Source organism: Pseudomonas sp. FP198, from assembly GCF_030687895.1.
Lineage (GTDB): Bacteria > Pseudomonadota > Gammaproteobacteria > Pseudomonadales > Pseudomonadaceae > Aquipseudomonas.
On sequence record NZ_CP117452.1, the window covers coordinates 1,548,595 to 1,571,920 of the forward strand.

Below are 23,326 nucleotides of genomic sequence, written 5' to 3' on the forward strand. Positions count from 1 at the left end.
GGGAGCGAGCCCGCTCGCGAAGGGGCCAGCACCAACACCGCCTATTTGAAAGAGAACGACCCATGCTGCAACTGATCCTCGGCGGCGCCCGCTCCGGCAAGAGTCGCCTGGCTGAGAAACTCGCGGCAGGCACCGGCCTGGCGGTGACCTACATCGCCACCAGCCAACCCCTGGACGGCGAGATGAACCAACGTGTCGCCCAGCATCGCGCCCGGCGCCCGGCAGAGTGGGCATTGGTGGAGGAGCCGCTGGCGCTGGCGCAGGTATTGCGCGATACCGCCGCGAGCGAGCGCTGCCTGCTGGTGGATTGCCTGACCCTCTGGCTGACCAACCTGTTGATGCTCGACGATGCCGACCGACTGGCTGCCGAGCGCGAAGCCCTGCTGGACTGCATCGGCGCGCTGCCCGGTGAAATCATTTTTGTCAGCAACGAGACCGGCCTGGGTGTCGTACCGCTGGGCGAGTTGACTCGCCGTTACGTCGATGAAGCCGGTTGGCTGCATCAAGCCCTGGCCGAACGTTGCCAGCGCGTTGTGCTGACCGTCGCCGGCCTGCCCCTGACTCTCAAAGGTACTGCGTTATGAATCACCGCTGGTGGCTGGACCCGTGCAAGCCTGTTGATAGCCAAGTGCTGGAACAAGCGTTGGCGCGGCAACAACAACTGACCAAACCGGCCGGCTCTCTCGGGCGCCTGGAGTCGGTGGCGGTGCAACTGGCGGGCCTGCAAGGGCAGGTCAAGCCGAGCCTTGAGCAGTTGTGGATCGCGATTTTTGCTGGCGACCACGGCGTGGTGGCCGAAGGCGTCTCGGCCTATCCCCAGGAAGTGACCGGGCAGATGCTGCTCAACTTTGTCAGCGGCGGCGCGGCCATCAGTGTGCTCGCGCGGCAGTTGGGCGCTTGCCTGGAGGTCGTCGACCTGGGCACCGTGACGCCTTCGCTGGACTTGCCCGGCGTGCGGCATTTGCGGGTCGGCCCGGGCACCGCCAATTTCCTCCAGGGCCCGGCCATGACCCTGGCCCACGGCGAGCAAGCCCTGCAAGCCGGACGCGACAGCGTCATGCGCGCCGCCGCCAGCGGTTCGCAACTGTTCATCGGTGGCGAGATGGGCATCGGCAATACCACGGCGGCCAGCGCGCTGGCCTGTGCCTTGCTCGATTGCCCGGTGGCGCATCTGGTCGGGCCGGGCACCGGGCTGGATGCGGCGGGTATCCGCCGCAAGACCGAGGTCATCGAACGCGCCCTGGCCGTGCACGGTGCGTCGAACGGCGACCCGCTGCAAACGCTGTGCAACCTTGGCGGGTTTGAAATCGCCGCGTTGGTCGGCGCCTATCTGGCCTGTGCGCAGCAGGGCATCGCCGTGCTGGTGGATGGCTTCATCTGCAGCGTCGCGGCCCTGGTGGCGGTGCGGCTCAATCCGGCGTGCCGGCCCTGGTTGTTGTTCGCCCACCGTGGCGCCGAACCGGGACACCGCCACGTGCTGGAAACCCTCGCTGCCGAACCGCTGCTGGACCTCGGCTTGCGCCTGGGCGAGGGCAGCGGGGCGGCGCTGGCGGTGCCGTTGTTGCGCCTGGCCTGTGACCTCCACGGGCAGATGGCGACCTTCGCCGAAGCGGCCGTGGCGGATCGCCCGGCATGACCTTGCGCCTGGACCTGTTGCGCCATGGCGAGACCGAACTGGGCGGCGGGCTGCGCGGCAGTCTCGACGACGCCCTGACGCCACGAGGCTGGGAACAGATGCACGCGGCGGTCGCAGCGGGCGGGCCGTGGGATCGGCTGGTGAGTTCGCCGTTGCAGCGCTGCGCGCGTTTCGCCGAACAGCTGGGCGCGCGACTTGGCTTGCCGGTGCACTTGGACAAGGACCTGCAGGAATTGCATTTCGGCGCCTGGGAAGGCCGCAGCGCGGCGGCATTGATGGAGACTGACGCCGAGGCGCTGGGGCGATTCTGGGCCGATCCCTACGGCTTCACGCCGCCGGACGGCGAGCCGGTGCTGGAGTTTTCGGCGCGAGTGCTGGCGGCGCTCGAACGCTTGCATCAAGCCTACGCCGGGCAGCGCATCCTGCTGGTCAGCCATGGCGGCGTGATGCGGTTGCTGCTGGCCCGCGCCCGCGGTTTGCCGCGCGAGCAGTTGCTCAATGTCGAAGTCGCCCACGGCGCGCTGTTCTCTCTTCTGGTGGCGTCCGGTCCCGTCCTCGAAGAGGCGGGCTGAAGATGTTGCCTTTCTGGATCGCCCTGCAATTTCTCAGCAGCCTGCCGGTGCGCTTGCCGGGCATGCCTGAACCGGCGCAACTGGGTCGTTCGCTGCTGTTCTATCCGTCGGTAGGGTTGTTGTTCGGCGGCTTGCTCTGGGGGCTCGATGCCTGGTTGTCGGGCGCACCGTTGCTGCTGCATGCGGCGCTGCTGCTGACGGCTTGGGTGTTGCTCAGCGGCGGCCTGCACCTTGATGGCCTGGCCGATAGCGCGGATGCCTGGCTCGGTGGTTTCGGTGACCGCGAGCGCACGCTGCTGATCATGAAGGACCCGCGCAGCGGACCGATCGCCGTGGTCACCCTGGTGCTGGTGCTGCTGCTCAAGTTCAGCGCGTTGCTGGCGCTGATTGAACAGCAGCAATCCCTGGCGCTGCTTATCGTGCCGGTACTCGGGCGGGGGGCCTTGCTGGCGCTGTTCCTCACCACGCCCTATGTGCGTGCCGGTGGCTTGGGCCAGGCGCTCGCCGACCACCTGCCACGCCACGCCGGTTGGCAGGTGCTAGTCGCTGTTGCGCTGGGCTCCGTGCTGGTGGCAGGTTGGGCCGGCCTGGGGGCGTTGGTGGTCGCGGCGCTGGGCTTTATCGGCTTGCGCCGGATAATGCTGCGCCGGTTGGGCGGGTGCACCGGAGACACGGCGGGTGCCTTGCTGGAGCTGCTGGAGATGGCAGTGCTGGTAGCCTGGGCATTGAGTTAGCTCGTACTCTGCAGCTGCATCGAACTGGCTTACATGCTGGCTTACATTTTTCCGCCGGTTCAGCAACCAGCCTATAACTATGTATGTCATCCGCCGTTGCATGGCCCGATAGCCTCTGTGCTTCTCAAGCACAACACGGGTGACATGAATGTCTGTTTTATCTGAAGAAACCACCGGGGCATCGCTCGCTACTGACGCAGGTCTGCGGTCCATCGCCGCTGCGACAAGCCGGGTTGAATACACCGGCCCGCTGCAACCCGATAACCCCGAGGGCGGGCGCCTCGACCGCAGCCTTGCAACACAGTGGATCCGTCAACTCGTTGCGTGCCACGCGACTGGAAATCCGGGTAGCCTTGCCCATCCCATAACGCCCGATACGCTGATCCCGGTGATGTACTGGAGCACGCTCAGTACCTACCTGAACGGCACCGAACACATCGACCTGGTGCCTCTGTGGATGCTGGCAGCCGGAGAGATGGTTTTCCTGAGGGCCAACCTGTCCACGCCACCGGACGACGCCGAACTTGCGACGACGCTGCTGGGCAGTGAGCAGGCCCCTTATCGCTGGCACATGAAAATATTCTGGGGCAATGAACAGAGTGCCGAAACCTTCAGTGAACATAGCCGCAAGCAACTGGCCGATGCAGTCCCACCTGATGTGCTCGCCGTCCTGGCGGGGTTCGATGACGGGTTGCTGCAGGCGATCAGGCGAGGGATGCCACACCGCTACAACGGATTCGCCAGCCTGGCGGTTGGCATGGATTGCGGGGCGTTGGAGCAAGACTGGCGATCCGAGGTCGGCGATACGCTTATCCGGCCTGGACGTCAGTCCAGGGCTGTCTACACGGAAGCGCTGGAGCCCATCAGCCTGTTGCCCAACGGTATTCGGTTCCGTCCCCACCCGTTTGCCGGGCAGTGGTTGTCCGAACGAGGCCTGAGCAGCGATGCACAGGTTCGGGTGAATTACCACGAAGTCGAGACGATCGATTCGGCTTCCGCAAGCAAGAGCGCGTCGGTGCCCTTGCTTCACGTCGTCACCCAGGGTTTTCTGGCTGCCTATCAGAGCAGGGACGAGTTCTATGGGTCTGCCGCCTCGGCGCGCGAGGGCTGGCGTTATCCGCACATAAGCCAGATGTCCGTCGATTTTTCGTCACTGCGGGTCAACGGCAGAGCCCTGGCGCCAGAGCTTCTGCGACAGCTGCAAGGTGGTGTCCCGCCAGGCTATCAGGGCACCGGGCAGCCTCCGCTCACCGAGGCGGATGCGCAAGGCAACCGGCTCGATCACCAGGAAAAAGCGCAGCTCAGGCAGTTGGAGTTGCTGGACGCCAACCAAGTAAAACTGGCCCGGTTGTTCGCGGGTCTTCCGACCTTCGACACGGCACTCAAGAACCTGCTGGTCCGCATGCTCAAGGCAAAATTCGAGGCACGCCGGTTTCGGGCTCCGCTGCCAGAGCCTATCGATCCGGACAACTGCTACGTCAATCACTTTGTCACTGATGCCAGCGGCGCACGTTCGGTGACCGCCTCGGAAAGTTTTACCGATGTGCTGACGGGCTGTTTACAACGCGATGCGCCGCCGCATTATCAGCTGGGCAACGTGGGGTTCTTTATTTCCGTTCACGTATTTCCTTGGTCGAACCTGACGAGATAAAGCGGATTCTCGGTCGGCGTGGCGGTCGTCCGTTTGTTGGGGTTTCATTCATCGACGGGGATTTTCTTGAGGTCCTGTATCGAGCGCATGTCAGTTTCCGCAGGGCACATGCCGCTGAGCGTTCCACCAGCAATTGGGAAGTAACCGTGACGTTCAGCGATATCCTTCCGCAGATAATCGGCGGAGTGCTGGACGTGCTCAGTCTGCTTTTGTTCCCAGGCTTTGAACTGATCAAGCGGGCGATGACGGTGGGTTGGGCGATGTTCAGGACCGGCCTTATCCCGGTGAATGTCAGGGGTGTGCTGCTCCTGTATCTGCTGGAAAGCACCAAGGGCAGGGAACTTGCCCGAAGAGTCGCCGTTCTGTCACGAGGCCAAACCTCGTTCCTGGCGGTGACGGCGGGCCACAGCCAGCGTGAGGCACGGCTTGGGTTACCGTTGGAGGAGGCGGTCTACAGCCGTTATGCGGTGACAGATACATCGGTGATACAAGGGCTGGAGCCGGATGCCCTGGGCTTTTACCGGGTGATCGTCAAAGATCCGGGTACTGGTCGGGTGACAGCTCGCCCGATATATATCCAACAGCACGACGGGACAACGGCCTGATACCAGTCAATCAAGAACCCAGCGACCAACCCCTGTGGGAGCGAGCTTGCTCGCGATGGCGGTAAGTCAGCCGGCATCGCTATCGGCTGACGGAACCTCTTCGCGAGCAAGCTCGCTCCCACAGGGGACTTTTCATGGATGTACTGGCGGGTATCAGGCTCTGGGCCGGTTTCAAATAGAGAAGAGCAACCTCCGCGTTCAGGGGTGACGTGGGGCTGCGTTGTGGCGAGGGAGGTTACGGAGCGGTGGGGGTTAAATATGTAGGATGTTTCTGTAGGGATTGAATGAATTGGCTATTGGATTGGAAGGTTTTTAGCGCTCGAAAGAAAACTCCCGCCGCGCAGACGGCGGGGAGGATGGCCGGGTTGCCACTCTGTTTCAGACTCTTGCCAGGCCCGGACGTGTGTCCCGTTCCAGCCATCGACCTACTCCTACACGTACCCACCGTCCGTCATTGGAAAAAAAGGATTGCGGCGGTGCTGGCGGCAAAGCTGGCGGTCTCACTGCCTCTGTTGAGCCAATACTGCCTGGCAGACTCGACATGCTGGAGTCAGACCCATAATCCACGGACGGGGTACGCGGTTGGCTACGGGTCGAACTTTGCGATGAAGCGGAAAATGAACCCGACGTTGAACGGACCCTGGAAGTTGCCGTGCCCCCCCCGCCCCAACCCCCAGCGCGCACACCTGCACCGACACCCGCACCTGCACCTGTGGCCGAGACGGCCGCGCCCGAACCGCTTCGGGCAACGGATCCGGCTGTTTTCGAGATGTTTGCGAAGCCCGTTGTCGCTGCGGCAATGGTCGCCTGGGTCGTTGCCCGGGTCGCCGCCTGGGCCGCTGCCACCGCGGCCTTTGCCATGTATATCCCGCCTCCGGCAAGCAGGCCGCCTACGGCACCCAGCCCTCCACCAATAGCCGACAGGGTATCGTCTTGCTTGATCGTTCCATAAACCTGCAGCCCCAACCCCGCGGCTTGGACGCCGATCCCGACGACACCGGCCACATAAGCGGCGGTCAACCCGATAGTCGCTGGCGCGCTCCAAGGCATGAGTACCACGGAGACTGCCAGGAATAGTGCCGCCAGGCCCACGCCAATCCATTGCGCGATGCTTGCGCCAGGCTTCTCGGGCTGTTCAATCGGATCCCTATAACCCGGATCCGGCTCCCGACGCGACGAAGCAGGCTGGCTTCGATGGCCACTTGGGTCACGCCAGGCAATCGGGTTGCCGAGGCAATAACTGTAGGGGTTGACCCCGCCGGCGCCGAAAGGGCTGAGTGAATCGGGACTGTGAAAGCGCATCAGCGCCGGATTATAAGCGCGGTAGCCACGGCCCAGCAGGTACCAGCCGGTGGCGGCCTCGCGCACTTCGCCGGCAAACGCCAGCAGCCCTCGCAAGCCGTTGTCTTCACGACGTTCGCCATAGGCGCTATAGCAGGATTCATGCAGGCCGTCGGCACGGCTCTCACCGATCACGTTGTTGGCGCCATCGCTCAGCAGCAGCATGCTCGGATCCGTAATGCTCTGGCCTTGTTGGCCCAAGGCATGATCACCGTCGTAGAGGAACTGGGTCAGTTGGTCGTCCTGCAAGGTGTAGCTGAGCTGGTAACCCTGATAGAAGCGCAGGGCCTCCGGGTCGCTGCCGTTGCGTACACCCACCAGTTGATCGTGGCCGTCATAGCGGTAGGTGAGGGGCGGAGCAGCTACACAGGGGCGACATTGTCCTGGGCGCCTTCCACGGACAACAAAGAGGTGTGTGGGTACAGTACCGTTCTCTGGGGAGGCGCCAGCCCGGAGCTTGTTTTTGTTGTGGATGCGAGGTGCAGTTATACCGGGCTGGACAAAGGAAGGCGTTATCTCCTCGCTGTACGTGCCAAGGACCCGGAGGGCAACTTATCTGTTCCGAGTGAGGTTATGTTCAAGACCTCAGGCACATCGGCCTACCCGGAACCCTTGATGCCACGTGTCACCCTCACTCCCCAGACTTCGACGTCCGCTCTGTTGACGTGGACGTTCGAGGATGGGGATAAGCTAGGGTACGGGATAAGAATTACCGTTAATGGTGACTACCACGGCGATGTGTTTCTCCCGGCCAGATCCAAGCGATTGGAGAATCTGGAACTTGGCACCGAATATACCATTACGATCATTGCCTATACGATGTTCGCACAGAACCTTTCTAAACCGACCATATTGAACTACGAGCCCAAGGACGTCACCCCGCCCACCGTCCCCGGCAACCTGCGTGCCGCTGAAACAGTCCCTCATTCGGTTTCACTGACGTGGGAGGCATCCACGGATGATATCGGCATGCATGGTTATATCATCTACGACAATTACGAATACTGCGACGAATTACCGACCACCCAGTACACCGCCACTGATCTGTATCCCGGACCGCATTTGTTTCACGTGCGCGCGTTGGACATTTATGGAAACGCCTCCGAGCCGGCAGTTGTCCTGATCGATGTGCAAGGGAAGGCCCCCCCGAGTTGGTCAGCCCCTCCGCCGTCCAGTCATTTAACCGACACTTCGGTTTCGCTGTCCTGGACACCGTCGAGTGGTCTTCGCGCCATTGCCTCGGCGAGTTCAGTGACGCTGGAGTGGGAGGCATTGGCCGACGGCGGGCCGCACGGGTATTTGATTTACGATAACCAAAAACACGTCGGCAGTACGCTGGCCACCCGCTACAACGCAGTCGGCTTGAGCCCTGGTTCGCACTCGTTTTCTCTACGCTCGCTGGATGTTGCGGGGAAAATAACCGAGATGGGATCGACCGTGGTTCAGATCGAAAGCTGAAGACGCTTCATCGGCTTGGCGCCGCTGCGCGCCAAGTTGACATCCACACCGCCGTCGAGACGCCAGCCGGCATCAGATCAAGCCTTGCTCCCGGGCAATTTTCCCGGCGAGATGACGCGAACTGACGCCGAACTTCCGGCGGATGTTATTGAAGTGGTAATTGACGTTGGCTTCGCTGCAGTCGACGATCCTGGCGATTTCCCAGGAAGACTTGCCGATCTCGCTCCATTGCAGGAATTCCTTCTCCCGATTGGTCAATCTGACGGCCTGGGCTTCGTTGCTTTCTGCGCTGCGCAGGTGGGTAGGGGCTGCTGGCGAACGTCCTGGAACAGCAGTGGCTTGGTACATGATTGAATCTCCCATTCATCATCATTGATGGCGTGGGCGCGTGCAGTCTTGGTGTTGCTTACACGGTGCCCCCCAGGCCTTGGTAGGGCTGGGATATCTCCTTATATCGGGATTCAATCCCGGCGGAACCTGTCAGGATTGACAGGTGCGGACTTTAAGCAGGTCGTAGGGAAAAGGCTGTCAGCACAAGGCCACGCGCCTCGTAGGACATATCGCTGCGACTTGCTCGCCGTCCTACGCGGGCCGGAAATCTTCTGAATTAACTTGCGCTAAATTAATCGCGGGTATATACACGCACCATGCTTGCCTCTCAATGTCTGTGCATCAACCTGCGTCGTGCCGCCCGTGGCGTCAGCAGGTATTACGACGGCGCCCTCGATGGCTTCGGGATCAACGTTGCCCAGTATTCTTTGCTGAGCAACCTGGCGCGCCTGGACCAGCCGAGCATTTCTTCCCTGGCCGAGGCCATGGGCCTTGACCGCAGCACGCTGGGGCGCAACCTCAGGGTGCTGGAAGGCGAGGGCCTGGTGAAGCTGGCCGAGGGCGAGGATCTGCGCAACCGTATCGTCGAGCTCACCGAGGCCGGGCGTGCCCGACTGGCGGCGGCATTGCCGGCCTGGGAAGCCGCTCAACAGAAACTGATCGACAAGCTGGGCGCACAAAAGCGTGCGACCCTGTTGGCCTTGCTGGATGAACTGGCGTGATGCCGGTTCGTCCGCTGATAAGTGGGTATATACCCGCGACCGGAGAACAACAATGACATCGATGTGGCGTACCTGTGGTTGGGTCCTGGTGGGCAGTGCGCTGATCCTGGCGTTGTCGCTGGGTGTGCGGCATGGCTTCGGCCTGTTCCTGGCGCCGATGAGCGCGGATTTCGGCTGGGGCCGCGAGGTGTTTGCCTTCGCGATTGCCTTGCAGAACCTGATCTGGGGCCTGGCGCAGCCGTTCACCGGTGCGCTGGCCGATCGCTTCGGCGCGGCGAAAGTGGTACTGATCGGTGGCGTTCTCTACGCGCTCGGGCTGGTCTTCATGGGTCTGGCCGACTCGCCCTGGTCGTTGTCTTTGAGCGCCGGCCTGTTGATCGGCATCGGGCTGTCCGGCACCTCGTTCTCGGTGATTCTTGGCGTGGTCGGGCGAGCGGTGCCGGCGGAAAAACGCAGCATGGGCATGGGCATCGCCAGCGCCGCCGGCTCCTTCGGCCAGTTCGCCATGCTGCCGGGCACGCTGGGCCTGATCGGCTGGCTCGGCTGGTCCGCCGCGCTGCTGGCGCTGGGTCTGTTGGTGGCGTTGATCGTGCCTTTGGTGAGCATGCTCAAGGACGCACCGGCGCCGCTGTCCGGGCATGAACAGACACTGTCCGAAGCGTTGCGCGAGGCCTGCAGTCATTCGGGGTTCTGGCTGCTGGCCGTGGGCTTTTTTGTCTGTGGTTTCCAGGTCGTTTTCATCGGCGTGCATCTGCCGGCCTACCTGGTCGATCAGCACCTGCCGGCCAGCGTCGGAACCACCGTGCTGGCGCTGGTCGGGCTGTTCAACATTTTTGGTACCTACACGGCCGGTTGGCTGGGCGGCCGCATGTCCAAGCCGCGGCTGCTGACCGGGTTGTACCTGGCGCGAGCGGTGGTGATCGGCCTGTTCCTCTGGCTGCCCGTGACCACGACCACGGCTTATGTCTTCGGCATGGCGATGGGCTTTTTGTGGCTGTCGACGGTGCCGTTGACCAACGGTACGGTCGCGACCTTGTTCGGTGTGCGAAATCTTTCGATGCTCGGTGGGATCGTGTTCCTGTTCCACCAATTGGGCTCGTTCCTCGGTGGCTGGCTGGGCGGGGTGGTGTACGACCGCACCGGCAGCTATGACCTGATCTGGCAAGTGTCGATCCTGCTCAGCCTGTTGGCGGCCGCATTGAATTGGCCGGTACGCGAGCGCCCGGTGGCGCGGCTGCAAGCACAGGCCGGTGCCGCATGAGCCGCGTCGGCCCATGGCTGGTCGCGGCCGGCGCCGCGCTGTTGCTGGCCTTCGCCTGGTGGGGCTGGCATCAGGGCGGATTGGCGTTGATGCAATTGGGCATGGGTAACTGCTGAACAATGGACGGCGTCGGGCGGGCGGAGTAACGTCCGGGTCTGACAGGCTTTCAAGGAAAATCCGACATGCAGATGCGTTGGCTTGCTGTTCCCACCCTGTTGCTGGCTGCGGCCGGGCAAGTTTGGGCGGCTGATTGTCCGCCGCTGCTGGAGGGCTCGCTGCCCAAGCTGCGGGCCAAGGAAACCATCGACCTGTGCCAACGCTTCGCCGGCAAGCCTCTGGTGGTGGTCAATACCGCCAGCTTCTGTGGTTTTGCACCGCAGTTCAAAGGCCTCGAAGCGCTGAACCAGCACTACAAGAGCGAAGGGCTGGAAGTGCTGGGCGTACCCTCCGACGATTTCAAGCAGGAGTCCAAGGATGGCGCGGAAACCGCCAAGGTCTGCTACGTCAACTACGGCGTGACCTTCACCATGACCGAGCCGCAGCCAGTGCGCGGCGCGGACGCGATCCCCTTGTTCAGGCACCTGGCCGAACAGTCCAGCGCGCCGAAATGGAATTTCTACAAGTACGTTGTAGATCGCCAGGGCAGGGTGGTCGGCAGTTTTTCCAGCCGGATCAAACCTGACGACCCGGACTTCATCAAGGCCGTTGAAACCGCCATCGCTTCGAAACCCTGACCGCCAGCCACGAAAAAGCCCCGCCTCTTTGCAGAGTGCGGGGCTTTTTTCGCTTCAACTGGCGAAGTGTTCAGCTTCGCCGTGAATAATCAGAAGCGGTAGGTTGCACCGACACCAAAACCGTTGGCGCTGTTTTCGTATTCAGCATTGTAGGCCTGGCCCAGCGCATTGCTGCGGTTGACGTTGACTTTTTCTTCCTTGAGGTAGGAATAGGCAACGTCGATGGTCAGATCGTCGGTCGGGCTCCAACCGGCGCCCAGGCTGAAGATCGTCCGGTCGCCGGTAGGGATGCGTGGCGAGCGGTCTTCGTTGTTGGCAGGCGACTGGTCGAACGTCAGGCCGGTGCGCAGCACCCACTGTTTGTTCAACTGGTAGGACGTGCCGATGGCGTAGGCCCAGGTGTCGTGCCAGTTCTGTTCTTCGGTGATGGTGCCGAAGAGGGCAGGGTTCAGGGCTCCGCCGCCGGTCAGGTCGTTATCGACGGTGATGTCCTTCAGGCGGCTCCAACGGGTCCAGGTGCTGCCTGCATAGACGGTCCAGGCGTCATTGATTTCCTGGGTCACCGAGAAGTCCACCGATTCAGGCGTGGTGATGTCCAGCGAAGCGTCATAACGTGCACGGCTCAACAGGAAGCCCGGCGTACCGGCGCCCGGGCTCACTTCGGTGTGGCCTTCGAGCTTGTACTTGACCTTGGAGTGGTAGGTCAGGCCGACACGCGTGCTGTCGGTGGCCTGGACCATCAAGCCGATGTTGTAGCCGTAGCCGATGTCGTCGCCCTTGATCTTGACGTTGCCGTCGTTAGGCGAGAACGGTGTGGTCAGTGCCGATTCCAGCGAGCCGGAAATACGGTTGATGGTCGGGCCGAAACCGATCGATACCTTGTCGTTGAAGGCATAGCTGATGGTTGGCTGGAAGGTCACGACCTTCACTTCGCTCTTGCTGCCGAAGTTGCGGCCCTGGAAGCTGTTTTCATAATCGGTGATCAGGCCGAACGGGGCGTAGACACCCAGGCCGAATGCCCATTTGTCATCGATAGGCTTGACGTAGTAGCCCATCGGAACGCCGGTGAACGGAACCATGTCGCCGTCGTTGGTGCCGGAGCGGGTACCGCTGGCATCGTTGATATCGGTGGACGCGTCGATCACGGCGAAGCCGCCGGTCACTTGCTCGCGCTTGAGGCGCGACATACCGGCAGGGTTGCCAAACACGGTGCTTGCATCATCGGCAGAAGAAGAACGACCCGCGAAGCCAGTGCCCATGCCACTGATGCTTTGTTCGTTCAGGGCAAAACCACTGGCAAAGAGTTGGGTGGATGCCAAGGTAACGGCAAGGCCAAGGGTGGTTTTGAGCATCATTTTTTTCATTGTTAGAACTCCAGGTGATCACCGACGCGAAAATTACCAACATTTTCCCTCAAGCGCTATAGCTTGTATGGCTTGATTTAGAGGGGTTTTGTAGGACAATCTGACCAAATTCACTGAAGTTGTAGGAACTTTCCGATTTTCCATTCAGCAAGCGACCTGATTCAGTGGTGAAACACAGTTTTGCCAGGCACATGTGAAATCTCGCAGGCGTCCCTGGGGGTGAAAAGTCTGCCGCCAGATCCGCGCCATGCCCAACAGGTCGCCGGCCTCGGGCAGCGGCGTGGCCTGTTCCTCCACCAGCAGCCAGGCGATGGCCGTGGCGTAGCGCAGGTTGACGGTCAGTTCCAGATGGGGACCGCTCAGGAACGCATGCTGGCTCGCCAGGCCGCGTACCAGGCTGGCCCGCTCCGGGTCCAGCGCCAGATAGTCGTCCCATAAGGCTCGGTGGCGAGGTTCGGTGATGCGGTACAAGCCGTGCCCGCGCCGATCGTGCAACGCCGCGCCGAGGCCGGACTGGCTGGCGGCAATGCCCAGCAGCAAGGTCTCCGCCGTCGTGCTGTGGCTCCCCAGGTAGAGGAGCGTCGGACGGATCACGTATCGACACAGTTCGCTGGCAGCGATACCCATAAAACCCTCGAGACGGGAAAAGGGGCGAAGCCTGATGATGTGGCCTTGGCAGCAGTGGATCGGTTCAGGCTCCGCCGGAAGCGGATCAGGCCGCTTGACTTGAAGTGTAGTGTCATATCCCTGCTGTAAAGGACTGTTTTTAAACCATCTTCATCGAACGGTTATGACTGTTATAGCGCTTTGTACTTAAGCCGTTGCGCTTTATCGAGAAATGCCAGGCAATAAAAAACCCCGCTTTTCGGGGCGGGGTCTTCGGTTTCAGCTTTGCGGGCGTCTCAGGCAACCAGTGCCTGGCGGGTACGCTCGATCACGGCCTGCAGCGGTTCTGCGCTGGAGTACTGGTCGGGATACAAGCGTTCGCTGTGACGAGCGATGCCGTGTTCGTTGACCAGCGTGAAGCTGAAGCAGCCTTTGCGAGCGGCCATGATCAGGCAGTTCATTGGTGCAAAAGCGTTGGTCAGGGTGCGGATGGCATCCTGGGTATGGATTTGAGTAGACATGTTATGGGTGTTCCTGCAAATGACACGGTTAAGAACCGTGCCGCGTTAAAACGTTCCAGTAACGTCGACCACCATTGGTCGAACGAAGAACCCGACTGGAACAAAGCAGCCAGTTTTAGCGCTATAAAAAGGCGCGCTTGGGCTGGCAGGTAGGTACTTAGGAGGGCAGGCAGCACATCAAGGGCAAAGGTTCTGGGCCCGGGGTGAAGATCCTGATCAATTTTGCAGGTTGGTTCGGTCAGAGTAACGAGCCTGGCAGGCACTCTTTTCGTTCGATCAAAGTTTGCATTTGATCAAAGGCAGTGCTGACGCAAGATTTACCTGGAAACCATCGAGGGGGTCGGTCTCTTTTTATCGGTGGGGGCTGCCCTTGAGGGTGGCTGACCGTGGAGATGTGTTCGACCCGGAATTGACTTTCAGCTTGGTACTAACGCCGCGGATACTAACGGATCGGATTACCGAAGGGAAGGCCATTGATCAAAAAATATTCAAATCCGACCAGTGGGTTGCCGCTCTTCGCCTTCCCGCAGCTGCCGGGCGTCTGGCGAAGTTAAGGCTCTCTCCAGTTTATCCCCAGGCTCCGCTCCTCTGAATGCATCAAAAAAGCGCGGCGATATAACCGTTCGCGTGTTACTTGTGCACACTTGGGAGGAGGCTTGTCACCGAACTGTCATGTAGGAACATTCTGAGGTGGGTGCCTGCATCCAAAATTTAAGTCAATGAAAAACATCGCTTTTTTTAGCTGGTGAAAAAATCGTCAGTTTGAGCGCAGGCCCCGTTCCACAGGGCTTGCGGCGAGTTCAAGGTAGGTTGTCCACTGAGTTATCCACAGCTTCTGTGGATTGTCCCAAGCGCTTGCTCTAGGACGGGCGTGCCGGTTTTTTTCGACTTTACCCGTACGAAAAAAGGAGTAGAGTGGCGCGCCTTCTGACCTGTCACCGTAGTGCGTTATGAAGTTCCGCTCAGTATCAAATCCTGTTACCTCCACACCCCAGGGTGTTACCCCACCCAAGCGAATCTCGATGCGCGTAGCCGAATGGTTACTCGACAGCCCGCGCCTGGGCGAAAGCCCCAGCGTCAAGCACCTGGCCGGGCGCCTGCTCAAGCAGCCGGCCCGTGAAGGCGTGGTGGCGGCCCAGAGCCGTCTCGGCCAGTTGATGTGCCGCGAATGCGGTAACGCTCGGGACCGGCGCATCGGCCAGGACCTGTTGCGCCAGGCTGCCCGGGCCGGTGATCACCGCGCTCGCCAGGCGCTGGGTGAAATCGAAGACTGAGCTGGGCAACGCCGGGTTGCTTGGTTAACCTTCGGGCTTTATTTCATCCGCGGAAAATTGTCATGGCTATGGATTTGACCAGCCTGTTGCTTGGCCTGGCAGGCGCTGCGCTGCCATTGCTGGCCCTGGCCTGGCATCTGCAACGCCAGGCCAGTGCGGCGCAGACCGAACTCGCCCTGCTGGAAGAACGCCTGGCGACCGCGCACATGGCCCACGACGGGTTGAACGCCCAGCTGGATGCCTGCCGTGACGAAATCAGTGACCTGAGTCAGGCCAATGCCGCCAAACAGGCCGAGCTGGCGGCGGCCAGTCGTGAAGTCGAATTGCTGCAGATCGAGCGCGACAACGCTCGGGACGCGGCCCACGCCTGGAATCTCGAACGGGCCAACAAGGAAGCGGAACTGCGGCGGCTCGACGCCCAGGCGGCTTCGTTGCACGCCGAGCTGCGCGAGCAGCAGGAAAGCCATCAGCAGCGCCTCAATGACTTGCAAGGCTCGCGGGACGAGCTGCGGGCGCAGTTCGCAGAACTGGCGGGGAAGATCTTCGATGAACGCGAACAGCGTTTCGCCGAAACCAGCCAGCAGCGCCTGGGACAATTGCTCGATCCGCTGAAGGAGCGCATCCAGTCGTTCGAGAAACGCGTCGAGGAAAGCTATCAGGCCGAGGCCCGCGAGCGGTTCTCCCTGGGCAAGGAGCTTGAGCGCTTGCAGCAATTGAACCTGCGCCTGAGCGACGAAGCCACCAACCTTACCCGTGCCCTCAAAGGGCAGAAAACCCAGGGCAACTGGGGCGAGCTGATCCTCGAGCGGGTGCTCGAACACGCCGGCCTGGAGAAGGGCCGTGAATACCAGACGCAGGTCAGCCTCAAAGGCCCGGACGGTGAGCGTTTCCAGCCGGACGTGTTGATTTATCTGCCGGGCGACAAACAGGTAGTAGTCGATTCGAAGGTCAGCCTCACGGCTTACCAGCAATACGTCGCCGCCGAAGATGACGCCATCGGCCAGCTCGCCCTGAAGCAGCACGTCGTGTCGTTGCGAGCCCACGTCAAGGGCTTGGCCGGCAAGGACTACAAGCGCCTGGACGGTCTGCACAGCCTGGATTTCGTGTTGCTGTTCGTGCCGATCGAGGCGGCGTTTTCCGCTGCGCTGCAAGCCGAGCCGACGCTGTTTCAGGAAGCCTTTGACCGTAACATCGTAATCGTCAGCCCGACGACTTTGCTGGCGACATTGCGGGTCATCGACAGCTTGTGGAAACAGGAGCGCCAGAGCCAGAACGCCCGGGAAATTGCCGAACGTGCCGGATGGCTGTACGACAAGTTCGTCCTGTTCATCCAGGATCTTGATGAAATCGGTAATCGCCTGCAGCAACTGGACAAAGCCTACAGCGCCGCGCGCAACAAGCTGACGGAAGGGCGCGGCAACCTGATCAGCCGCAGCGAACAACTGAAACTCCTCGGCGCCCGGGCGAGCAAAAGCTTGCCGACGGAACTGCTGGAACGCGCGATGGCGGACGTGGATGGGTTGCCTGAGGCGGCGGAAGAACCCAGCCAAGGCTGAAGTAGAACTCCAGGCCTGAAACCGAACCCCCGTGGCGAGGGAGCTTGCTCCCGCTTGAGTGCGCAGCACTCACAAAAAAGGGGGCCGCTGCGCAGCCCAGCGGGAGCAAGCTCCCTCGCCACGGGGGGCGTGCCCCTGCTTTACTACAACGGCAAATGCCGACTCAACAACGCCCGCAACGCCGCCGGCTTCACCGGTTTGGCCAGGTAGTCCAACCCCGCCGCGTGCACTTGCGCCACCGTCTCGGGCCGGCCGTCGGCACTGATCACCACCCCCGGCACCGGTTTGCCCAGGCGCGTGCGCAGCCAGGCCATCAGCTCGGTGCCCGTCTCGCCGTCGTCCAGATGGAAATCCACCAGGGCCAATTGCGGACGCCCGCCCTGGGCGAGCCAGCGCTCGCATTCTTCGCGGTTGCGCGCGGTCCAGACCTGGCATCCCCAACGCGTCAGCAAACTGCTCATGCCGATCAGGATGCTGTCCTCGTTATCCACACACAGCACCTGGGCCCCGCTCGGCAATTGGCCGTTGGGTTCGGGCGCGATACTGGGAGCAGCGGCCTGGGTGCTGGCCAGCGGCACGCTGACACTGAACACGCTGCCGCGCCCCAGCCAGGAACGCACGCGCAACCGGTGATCAAGAACGCGGCACAGGCCGTCGGCGATCGCCAGGCCGAGGCCGAGGCCTTTTTCGGCGCGGGTCTGATGGCTGTCGAGGCGTTTGAATTCTTCGAAAATGACCTGCTGTTTGTCTTCGGCAATGCCGGGGCCGCGATCCCAGACCTCCAGGCACAGCTCGCCCTGGCGGCGGCGCACCCCCAGCAGCACGGGACCTTTGGCGTAGCGGAAGGCATTGGTGAGGAAGTTCTGCAAAATCCGCCGGAGCAGCTTGATGTCGCTGTCGACCCGCAGCCGCGAGCCACGAACGCGGAACTTGAGCCCTTGCTCTTGGGCCAGCACGGTGAATTCGGCGCCCAGGGTATCGAACAGGTCGTTGAGCACGAAGGGCTTGCGGTCGGGGTTGATCTTGCCGTTCTCCAGGCGGGAGATGTCCAGCAGGTCGGTGATCAGGTCTTCCGCCGAACGCAGCGAGCTGTCCAGGTGCTGCACCAGTTGCCGGGCTTCGCCGGGCAAGCTGTCATGCTGGTGGGACAGCGCGGCGGAAAACAGCCGCGCGGCATTCAGCGGCTGCATCAGGTCATGGCTGACGGCGGCAAGGAAGCGGGTCTTGGACTGATAGGCGGCTTCTGCGGTGCTCTTGGCCTCGGTCAGCGCCAGGTTCAGCTGCGACAGTTCCCGGGTGCGCTCGGCCACGCGTTGCTCCAGCCCTTCGTTGGCTTCGGTCAAGGCTTGGGCGGCTTCGCGGAACGCGGTGATGTCAGTGAAACTCATGACAAAGCCGCCACCGGGCATCGGGTTGCCGATCAGCTCGATCACCCGGCCGTTGGGGAACAGCCGTTCCGAGGTATGCGCGCGGCCCTGGCGCATCCAGTGCAGGCGGCGGGCGACATGGACCTCGGCCTCGCCGGGCCCGCAGAGGCCGCGTTCGGCGTTGTAGCGGATGATGTCGGCGATCGGCCGGCCGACGCTGATCAGGCCGTCGGGGTAATTGAACAGCTCCAGGTAACGACGATTCCAGGCCACCAGCCTTAGGGACTGGTCGACCACGCTGATGCCTTGGGTGATGTTTTCGATGGCGCCTTGCAGCAGCGCGCGATTGAATTGCAGCACCTCGGACGCTTCGTCGGCGATCCGCACGACGTCTTCCAACTGCATCTCGCGACCTTCGATCGCCGCCTTCACCACCGCCCGCGTTGAAGAGGCTCCCAGCACACCGGCCAGCAGGCGCTCGGTGTGGGCGATCCACTCGCTGTCAGCGTTCTGGCTCGGGTTGAAGCCTTTGCCCTGGCGATAGGCGAAGCGGATGAAGCTCTGGCGCGCGCGCTCTTCGCCGACGAACCGGGCGGCCAGTTGCAGCAGATCGTCGATCTGCACCGCGAGCATCGAACGCGGGTTGGGGCGGGCGCTGATTTCCTGGCCGATGAAGCGCCCGGCCTGCCAGTGCTCCGACACGCGGGTGCGGGACAACACCGAGACCCAGGCGAACAGGATGAAGTTGCCGGCCAGGGACAAGACGACCCCTTGCGTCAGCGGAGTAATCGGCAGGTCCAGCGGGTTGCCGTGCAGCCAGGCAAGGCCGGGAAAACTGCTCAGTGACCAGCCCAGGCTGTGGGCGGCGATCGGCAGCACCAGCGTATAAAACCAGAGGAAAATTCCCGTGGCGAGGCCGGCGAATACGCCGCGTCGGTTCGCCTGCTTCCAGTACAGCGCGCCAAGCATGGCCGGCGCCAATTGGGTCACGGCGGCGAAAGCGATCTGGCCGATGGTCGCCAGGCTCGCCGTCGATCCCAGCAGCCGGTAACTGACGTAAGCCAGCAGCAGGATCGCGACGATGCTCACCCGGCGTACCGACAGCATCCACTGGCGGAACACCTCGAAGGGTCGCTCGGCGTTGTTGCGGCGCAACAACCAGGGCAACAGCATGTCGTTGGAGACCATGGTCGACAGGGCGACACTCGCCACGATGACCATGCCGGTCGCGGCCGACGCGCCGCCGATGAACGCCAGTACCGCCAGGGCCGGATGGGCCTGGGCCAGCGGCAGGCTGATGACGAACGAATCCGGCAGCACCGAACTGGGCAGCATCATCTGCCCGGCCAGGGCGATCGGTACCACGAACAGCGCGGCCAGCGCCAGGTACGCGGGAAACACCCACTTGGCCAGGCGCAGGTCCTGCGGGTCGATGTTCTCGACCACGGTCACATGGAATTGCCGGGGCAGGCAGATGATCGCCATCATCGCCACGCCGGTTTGCACGACCATGGACGGCCAGTTGATGGTTTCCTTCCAGTATTGCTCCAGGCGGGGCGCCAGCATCGCCTGGTTGAACAGGTCATCAAAACCGTCATAGAGGCCAAACGTGACAAACGCGCCGACGGCCAGGAAGGCGAACAGCTTGACCAGCGACTCGAAGGCAATCGCCAGGACCATGCCGCGATGGTGCTCGGTGGCGTCCAGGTTGCGGGTACCGAAGACGATGGTGAACAGCGCCAGGATCAGCGAGACGATCAGGGCGGTGTCCTGGGCCCGGGTGCCCATGGCGTCCGCGCCGGCGCCGATCAGCAGGTTCACCCCGAGCACGATGCCCTTGAGCTGCAAGGCGATGTAGGGCAGCACGCCGACGAGGCAGATCAGGGCGACCACAATCGCCAGGGACTGCGACTTGCCGTAGCGGGCGGCGATGAAGTCGGCAATGGAGGTGATGTTCTCCTGCTTGCTGATCATCACCATTTTCTGCAGGACCCACGGCGCGAACACCAGCAGCAGGATCGGCCCGAGGTAGATCGGCAGGAACGACCAGAGCTGTTCGGCGGCCTGGCCCACGGCGCCAAAGAACGTCCAACTGGTGCAATAGACCGCCAGCGACAGGCTGTAGACCCAGGCCCGCACGCGCGGCGGCAACGGCGTGCTGCGTCGGTCGCCGTAGAAGGCGATGGCAAACATGATGGCCATATAGGCCAGGGCGACAACGGCAATCAGCCCGCTGGACAGCGACATGGAAACTCCCGGACAAATATCCCCGGGCTCGGGCCCGGCAAGACAGTCTCGCATGCCCGCTCGGGTTCGTCAGTGTCGACCAAGGTCGGGGCGTGGCGGGGTGTCGCGGGTGGGGTGGGATGCTCAGGTTATCGGGTGTGCTTTCGGGCCTCTTCGCGAGCAGGCTCGCTCCCACAGTGGATCTGCGGTGCACACAAATTTTATGCCCGCTGGAGGTCCCATGTGGGAGCGAGCCTGCTCGCGAAAGCGGCCTTACTGACCCAGCGCGATATCAACCAACCGATACAACTCCTCAACCTCCAGCGGCGCAGTGGCAAAGAGGATACGAAACACCGTCGGCGCGACGATCACATTCACCAGCCGCTCGATGCCCGGGTTCGGCTCATCGGGATAGCGGTCCAGGATGATCTGCAACTGGCCGCTGATGATGCCCACGCAATAGCCCGGCGTGGCGCAGGCCTGGATGTCGCGCATCATGTTGCGGCCGGGCTCGGAACTCATTTCGTCCAGATACTGCTCGGCCCAGGCACGCAAGTCGCCGCGCAGGCTGCCGGTATTGGCCGGCTCGCCGTCCGGGCGCATGCGTGCGATGGCGACATCGGCCAGTAGCGCCTGCAGATCGCCCCAGCGCCGATAAATGGTGGACGGCGTTACCCCGGCGCGCGCGGCAATTTGCGGCACGGTCAGGCTGGCGCGATCCTGCTCCTGCAATAACGCGCGAACGGCCGAATGAATCGACTCTTGGACCCGGGCGCTTCTGCCGCCGGGGCGTAAACCTTCTTTAATAGCCATGAATCGGACCTTAACACAAAGAATTTGCTTTAAGCGCATGCCGGTAGCACACTCCGCAAAAGCAAAAAATTAGCTTTTGTGAATGCCTTGTGGAGCGTGCCCATGTCTCGTCCAGCTTCGACCCGCGCCAGCCTGATATTTCTGGCGCTCACCTTGCTCGGCTTCCTGGCGGCGTCCAGCGCGCCGACGCCGTTGTATCACCTCTACCAGGAACATATGCAGTTTTCCCCGGCGATCCTGACACTGATCTTCGGCGTGTACGCGTTCAGTCTGCTGGCGGCTTTGCTGGTCGTCGGTTCGCTGTCCGATTACCTCGGTCGCAAGCCGGTGATCTTTGCGGCATTGCTGCTCAACATGCTGGCGATGCTGCTGTTTATCAACGCCGACAGCGTCGCCTGGTTGATCGGTGCGCGTTTGATACAGGGTTTTGCCACCGGAATGGCCACCAGTGTATTGGGGGCGGCGTTGCTGGACTTCGATCGTCAGCAGGGGCCGCTGATCACCAGCGTGGCGCCATTGCTCGGCATGGCGTGTGGCGCGATGGGCTGCGGCCTGCTGGCTGAGTTCGCGCCGATGCCGCTGCAATTGACGTATTGGCTGCTGCTGGCATTGTTTCTCCTCCAGGCGATTTACCTGTGGCGCCTGGCGGAAAGCGTCAGCCCGCAGCCCGGGGCCTGGCGATCGTTGCGCCCGACTTTGCATGTACCTGTCCAGGCCCGGCGCGCCTTGTGGCTGATATTGCCTCTGGACCTGGCGGCTTGGGCCGTCGGGGGATTCTATTTGTCCCTGGCGCCATCATTGGTGCGGGCCGCGACCGGTTCGACATCGAACCTGATTGGCGGCGCGCTGGTGGCTGTGCTCACCCTCAGTGGCGCCTTATCGATCTACACGCTGCGTAACCGGGCGGCAACAACGATGCTGCGGCTTGGCGCCAGCCTATTGGTGCTCGGCCTGGGCCTGGTATTGACGGCCATACACACGGCCAGCCTGCCGTGGTTTTTCATTGGCACCTTGATCACGGGCAGCGGTTTTGGCGCGGGATTCCTCGGCGCCCTGCGCAGCATCATGCCGCTGGCCTTGCCCCACGAACGGGCCGGCCTGATGTCGGCGTTCTACGTGCTCAGTTACCTGGCCTTCAGCCTGCCTTCGTTGCTGGCGGGAAACCTCACGCGTATTTTCGGGCTGATTCCGACCACCGATGGCTACGGCGCCGTGCTGATTGTGATGGCGGTCGGTGCGCTGGCGGGCTTGCTGCGCCAGCCTGCAAAACCGCTGGCGGAAGGGGTGGGATCGTGAGCGCTTATCTGTAAAACAGAATAGATATAGAGAAATTACCCGTTATATAGATATTCTTTTCAGTTCTAGCATGGCTTTACCTCATCCGATAACGAGGATTGACCATGACTTGCTGCGCTGCGAAAAACCGTTTACGCCCGCTGAGCCACTTGGCCGGACCCTTGGAGGTCGTCCGACAATTCACCCCGAACTGGTTCGCCGCCACCATGGGGACTGGCGTGCTGGCATTGGCCCTGGCGCAAGTGCCAGGCGGCAATGCCGGATTGCACGCATTTGCTGAAGGGCTGTGGTTGTTCAACATTTTCCTGTTTGCTCTGTTCACCGGGCTGTACAGCGCTCGCTGGATGCTTTTTTTCAACGAGGCCCGGCGAGTTTTCGGCCATTCAACGGTCTCGATGTTTTTCGGCACCATTCCCATGGGCCTGGCGACGATCATCAACGGCTTTCTGGTGTTCGGGTTGCCGCGCTGGGGAGATGGCGTGGTGGCGGTGGCAGAGGTGTTGTGGTGGATCGACGTGGCGATGTCGCTGGCCTGCGGCGTGCTGATTCCGTTCCTGATGTTCACCCGCCAGGAACATCGCATCGACCAGATGACCGCTGTGTGGCTGTTGCCCGTGGTGGCCGCCGAGGTTGCCGCTGCCAGCGGCGGGCTGCTGGCGCCACACCTTGGCGACGCCCATTCGCAATTGGTCATGTTGGTCATCAGCTATGTGTTGTGGGCATTTTCCCTGCCGGTGGCGTTCAGCATTCTGACCATCCTGCTGCTGCGCATGGCCCTGCACAAACTGCCCCACGAAAACATGGCCGCTTCGAGCTGGCTGGCCCTGGGCCCCATCGGCACGGGCGCCTTGGGCATGTTGCTGCTGGGGGGCGAGGCACCGCTGATTTTCGCCGCCAATGGCTTGCCGGGCGTGGGCGAGGTTGCCTCGGGGCTGGGGCTGGTGGCCGGCATCACCCTGTGGGGCTTGGGTTTGTGGTGGATGTTGATGGCGCTGTTGATCACCGGGCGCTATTTGCGCGAAGGCATCCCGTTCAATCTCGGCTGGTGGGGCTTCACCTTTCCCTTGGGCGTGTACGCACTGACCACGCTGAAACTGGCGAGCGTGCTGGGGCTGGTATTTTTCAACCTGCTGGGTTGCGCACTGGTGGTGATGCTGGCGGTGATGTGGCTGATCGTCGCCCGGCGCACGGTGCTGGGCGCCTGGCATGGTGAGTTGTTCGTGTCGCCTTGTATTGCGGGGCTGGGGAAATAATCGTCA

Annotated in this window: 21 protein-coding genes; 14 read left to right on the forward strand and 7 right to left on the reverse strand. The window is 62.1% G+C overall.

Translation table 11 applies throughout. From position 1 onward, the window contains the following. Window positions 1-62: 62 nt before the first annotated feature. The 6 genes from cobU to PSH78_RS07305 all read left to right on the forward strand — a co-directional run bounded on the left by cobU (window position 63) and on the right by PSH78_RS07305 (window position 5,198). The gene (gene cobU, locus PSH78_RS07280; RefSeq protein WP_305499445.1) at window positions 63-584 is read left to right on the forward strand and encodes a bifunctional adenosylcobinamide kinase/adenosylcobinamide-phosphate guanylyltransferase; all 522 of its coding nucleotides are present in this window, start codon (window positions 63-65) and stop codon (window positions 582-584) included. Continuing rightward, on the forward strand, window positions 581-1,636 hold the full coding sequence (cobT, locus tag PSH78_RS07285) for a nicotinate-nucleotide--dimethylbenzimidazole phosphoribosyltransferase (RefSeq protein ID WP_305499446.1): 1,056 nt from the start codon (window positions 581-583) through the stop codon (window positions 1,634-1,636). The genes cobU and cobT overlap by 4 nt, the downstream gene beginning before the upstream one ends. Further along, a complete protein-coding gene (gene cobC / locus PSH78_RS07290; protein WP_305499448.1) occupies window positions 1,633-2,208 on the forward strand; it encodes an alpha-ribazole phosphatase family protein in 576 nt (191 codons plus the stop codon). The genes cobT and cobC overlap by 4 nt, the downstream gene beginning before the upstream one ends. Before the next feature lie 2 nt (window positions 2,209-2,210). Then, a complete protein-coding gene (locus PSH78_RS07295) occupies window positions 2,211-2,942 on the forward strand; it encodes an adenosylcobinamide-GDP ribazoletransferase (RefSeq protein WP_305499449.1) in 732 nt (243 codons plus the stop codon). Window positions 2,943-3,090: 148 nt separating this feature from the next. Next, the gene (locus PSH78_RS07300; RefSeq protein ID WP_305499450.1) at window positions 3,091-4,593 is read left to right on the forward strand and encodes a hypothetical protein; all 1,503 of its coding nucleotides are present in this window, start codon (window positions 3,091-3,093) and stop codon (window positions 4,591-4,593) included. After that, window positions 4,572-5,198, forward strand: coding sequence for a hypothetical protein (locus PSH78_RS07305; protein ID WP_305499451.1), 627 nt, complete (start codon window positions 4,572-4,574; stop codon window positions 5,196-5,198). Before PSH78_RS07300 ends, PSH78_RS07305 begins: the two co-directional genes overlap by 22 nt. A 378-nt stretch (window positions 5,199-5,576) precedes the next feature. Here PSH78_RS07305 and PSH78_RS07310 read toward each other — a convergent pair whose 3' ends face one another. Then, a complete protein-coding gene (locus PSH78_RS07310; protein ID WP_305499452.1) occupies window positions 5,577-6,857 on the reverse strand; it encodes an RHS repeat-associated core domain-containing protein in 1,281 nt (426 codons plus the stop codon). A gap of 297 nt (window positions 6,858-7,154) precedes the next feature. On the opposite strand from PSH78_RS07310, the gene PSH78_RS07315 reads away from it, so the two are divergent. Beyond that, window positions 7,155-7,997: a fibronectin type III domain-containing protein gene (locus tag PSH78_RS07315; RefSeq protein WP_305499453.1), complete on the forward strand. Its 843-nt coding sequence runs from the start codon at window positions 7,155-7,157 to the stop codon at window positions 7,995-7,997. Between the two features lie 72 nt (window positions 7,998-8,069). Here the strand turns inward: PSH78_RS07315 and PSH78_RS07320 are convergent, their stop codons facing one another. After that, window positions 8,070-8,345, reverse strand: coding sequence for a LuxR family transcriptional regulator (locus tag PSH78_RS07320; RefSeq protein WP_305499454.1), 276 nt, complete (start codon window positions 8,343-8,345; stop codon window positions 8,070-8,072). A 299-nt stretch (window positions 8,346-8,644) separates the two neighbouring features. On the opposite strand from PSH78_RS07320, the gene PSH78_RS07325 reads away from it, so the two are divergent. The 3 genes from PSH78_RS07325 to PSH78_RS07335 all read left to right on the forward strand — a co-directional run bounded on the left by PSH78_RS07325 (window position 8,645) and on the right by PSH78_RS07335 (window position 11,044). Next, the gene (locus PSH78_RS07325) at window positions 8,645-9,049 is read left to right on the forward strand and encodes a MarR family winged helix-turn-helix transcriptional regulator (RefSeq protein ID WP_305499455.1); all 405 of its coding nucleotides are present in this window, start codon (window positions 8,645-8,647) and stop codon (window positions 9,047-9,049) included. Between the two features lie 61 nt (window positions 9,050-9,110). After that, on the forward strand, window positions 9,111-10,310 hold the full coding sequence (locus PSH78_RS07330; protein WP_370871113.1) for an MFS transporter: 1,200 nt from the start codon (window positions 9,111-9,113) through the stop codon (window positions 10,308-10,310). Window positions 10,311-10,492: 182 nt separating this feature from the next. Continuing rightward, window positions 10,493-11,044 (forward strand): glutathione peroxidase, encoded by a 552-nt coding sequence (locus PSH78_RS07335; protein WP_305499459.1) that lies wholly within the window; start codon window positions 10,493-10,495, stop codon window positions 11,042-11,044. 89 nt (window positions 11,045-11,133) lie between these two features. Here PSH78_RS07335 and PSH78_RS07340 read toward each other — a convergent pair whose 3' ends face one another. The 3 genes from PSH78_RS07340 to PSH78_RS07350 all read right to left on the reverse strand — a co-directional run bounded on the left by PSH78_RS07340 (window position 11,134) and on the right by PSH78_RS07350 (window position 13,535). Then, on the reverse strand, window positions 11,134-12,408 hold the full coding sequence (locus PSH78_RS07340; protein ID WP_305499461.1) for an OmpP1/FadL family transporter: 1,275 nt from the start codon (window positions 12,406-12,408) through the stop codon (window positions 11,134-11,136). Window positions 12,409-12,552: 144 nt separating this feature from the next. After that, window positions 12,553-13,035, reverse strand: a complete 483-nt coding sequence (locus tag PSH78_RS07345; RefSeq protein WP_305499463.1) for a hypothetical protein — start codon at window positions 13,033-13,035, stop codon at window positions 12,553-12,555. A gap of 275 nt (window positions 13,036-13,310) precedes the next feature. Further along, window positions 13,311-13,535 (reverse strand): hypothetical protein, encoded by a 225-nt coding sequence (locus PSH78_RS07350; RefSeq protein WP_007898912.1) that lies wholly within the window; start codon window positions 13,533-13,535, stop codon window positions 13,311-13,313. A 950-nt stretch (window positions 13,536-14,485) separates the two neighbouring features. On the opposite strand from PSH78_RS07350, the gene PSH78_RS07355 reads away from it, so the two are divergent. Both PSH78_RS07355 and rmuC read left to right on the forward strand, forming a co-directional pair. Then, window positions 14,486-14,809: a sel1 repeat family protein gene (locus PSH78_RS07355; protein WP_305499464.1), complete on the forward strand. Its 324-nt coding sequence runs from the start codon at window positions 14,486-14,488 to the stop codon at window positions 14,807-14,809. A gap of 176 nt (window positions 14,810-14,985) precedes the next feature. Beyond that, window positions 14,986-16,365, forward strand: coding sequence for a DNA recombination protein RmuC (gene rmuC, locus PSH78_RS07360; protein WP_305501197.1), 1,380 nt, complete (start codon window positions 14,986-14,988; stop codon window positions 16,363-16,365). Window positions 16,366-16,508: 143 nt separating this feature from the next. Here the strand turns inward: rmuC and PSH78_RS07365 are convergent, their stop codons facing one another. Both PSH78_RS07365 and PSH78_RS07370 read right to left on the reverse strand, forming a co-directional pair. Beyond that, the gene (locus tag PSH78_RS07365; protein ID WP_305499466.1) at window positions 16,509-19,979 is read right to left on the reverse strand and encodes a PAS domain-containing hybrid sensor histidine kinase/response regulator; all 3,471 of its coding nucleotides are present in this window, start codon (window positions 19,977-19,979) and stop codon (window positions 16,509-16,511) included. A gap of 252 nt (window positions 19,980-20,231) precedes the next feature. Beyond that, window positions 20,232-20,771 carry a TetR/AcrR family transcriptional regulator gene (locus PSH78_RS07370; RefSeq protein WP_305499468.1) on the reverse strand — a complete coding sequence of 180 codons (540 nt, stop codon included), beginning with the start codon at window positions 20,769-20,771 and terminating at the stop codon, window positions 20,232-20,234. A gap of 102 nt (window positions 20,772-20,873) precedes the next feature. Here PSH78_RS07370 and PSH78_RS07375 point away from each other — a divergent pair, with 102 nt between their 5' ends. Both PSH78_RS07375 and PSH78_RS07380 read left to right on the forward strand, forming a co-directional pair. Further along, window positions 20,874-22,067: an MFS transporter gene (locus tag PSH78_RS07375; protein ID WP_305499470.1), complete on the forward strand. Its 1,194-nt coding sequence runs from the start codon at window positions 20,874-20,876 to the stop codon at window positions 22,065-22,067. Between the two features lie 104 nt (window positions 22,068-22,171). Then, window positions 22,172-23,320, forward strand: a complete 1,149-nt coding sequence (locus tag PSH78_RS07380; RefSeq protein ID WP_305499471.1) for a TDT family transporter — start codon at window positions 22,172-22,174, stop codon at window positions 23,318-23,320. The last annotated feature ends 6 nt before the right edge of the window (window positions 23,321-23,326 follow it).

Excerpts from the sequence above, each read along its gene's own strand:
- PSH78_RS07370 (WP_305499468.1), bottom strand. The coding sequence starts at position 20,771 with ATGGCTATTAAAGAAGGTTTACGCCCCGGCGGCAGAAGCGCCCGGGTC.
- PSH78_RS07320 (WP_305499454.1), bottom strand. The coding sequence starts at position 8,345 with ATGTACCAAGCCACTGCTGTTCCAGGACGTTCGCCAGCAGCCCCTACC.
- PSH78_RS07330 (WP_370871113.1), top strand. The coding sequence starts at position 9,111 with ATGTGGCGTACCTGTGGTTGGGTCCTGGTGGGCAGTGCGCTGATCCTG.
- PSH78_RS07350 (WP_007898912.1), bottom strand. The coding sequence starts at position 13,535 with ATGTCTACTCAAATCCATACCCAGGATGCCATCCGCACCCTGACCAAC.
- cobU (WP_305499445.1), top strand. The coding sequence starts at position 63 with ATGCTGCAACTGATCCTCGGCGGCGCCCGCTCCGGCAAGAGTCGCCTG.
- PSH78_RS07315 (WP_305499453.1), top strand. The coding sequence starts at position 7,155 with ATGCCACGTGTCACCCTCACTCCCCAGACTTCGACGTCCGCTCTGTTG.
- PSH78_RS07325 (WP_305499455.1), top strand. The coding sequence starts at position 8,645 with ATGCTTGCCTCTCAATGTCTGTGCATCAACCTGCGTCGTGCCGCCCGT.
- PSH78_RS07365 (WP_305499466.1), bottom strand. The coding sequence starts at position 19,979 with ATGTCGCTGTCCAGCGGGCTGATTGCCGTTGTCGCCCTGGCCTATATG.
- PSH78_RS07380 (WP_305499471.1), top strand. The coding sequence starts at position 22,172 with ATGACTTGCTGCGCTGCGAAAAACCGTTTACGCCCGCTGAGCCACTTG.
- PSH78_RS07340 (WP_305499461.1), bottom strand. The coding sequence starts at position 12,408 with ATGAAAAAAATGATGCTCAAAACCACCCTTGGCCTTGCCGTTACCTTG.
- cobC (WP_305499448.1), top strand. The coding sequence starts at position 1,633 with ATGACCTTGCGCCTGGACCTGTTGCGCCATGGCGAGACCGAACTGGGC.
- PSH78_RS07355 (WP_305499464.1), top strand. The coding sequence starts at position 14,486 with ATGAAGTTCCGCTCAGTATCAAATCCTGTTACCTCCACACCCCAGGGT.
- cobT (WP_305499446.1), top strand. The coding sequence starts at position 581 with ATGAATCACCGCTGGTGGCTGGACCCGTGCAAGCCTGTTGATAGCCAA.
- PSH78_RS07375 (WP_305499470.1), top strand. The coding sequence starts at position 20,874 with ATGTCTCGTCCAGCTTCGACCCGCGCCAGCCTGATATTTCTGGCGCTC.
- PSH78_RS07345 (WP_305499463.1), bottom strand. The coding sequence starts at position 13,035 with ATGGGTATCGCTGCCAGCGAACTGTGTCGATACGTGATCCGTCCGACG.
- PSH78_RS07300 (WP_305499450.1), top strand. The coding sequence starts at position 3,091 with ATGTCTGTTTTATCTGAAGAAACCACCGGGGCATCGCTCGCTACTGAC.
- PSH78_RS07295 (WP_305499449.1), top strand. The coding sequence starts at position 2,211 with ATGTTGCCTTTCTGGATCGCCCTGCAATTTCTCAGCAGCCTGCCGGTG.
- PSH78_RS07335 (WP_305499459.1), top strand. The coding sequence starts at position 10,493 with ATGCAGATGCGTTGGCTTGCTGTTCCCACCCTGTTGCTGGCTGCGGCC.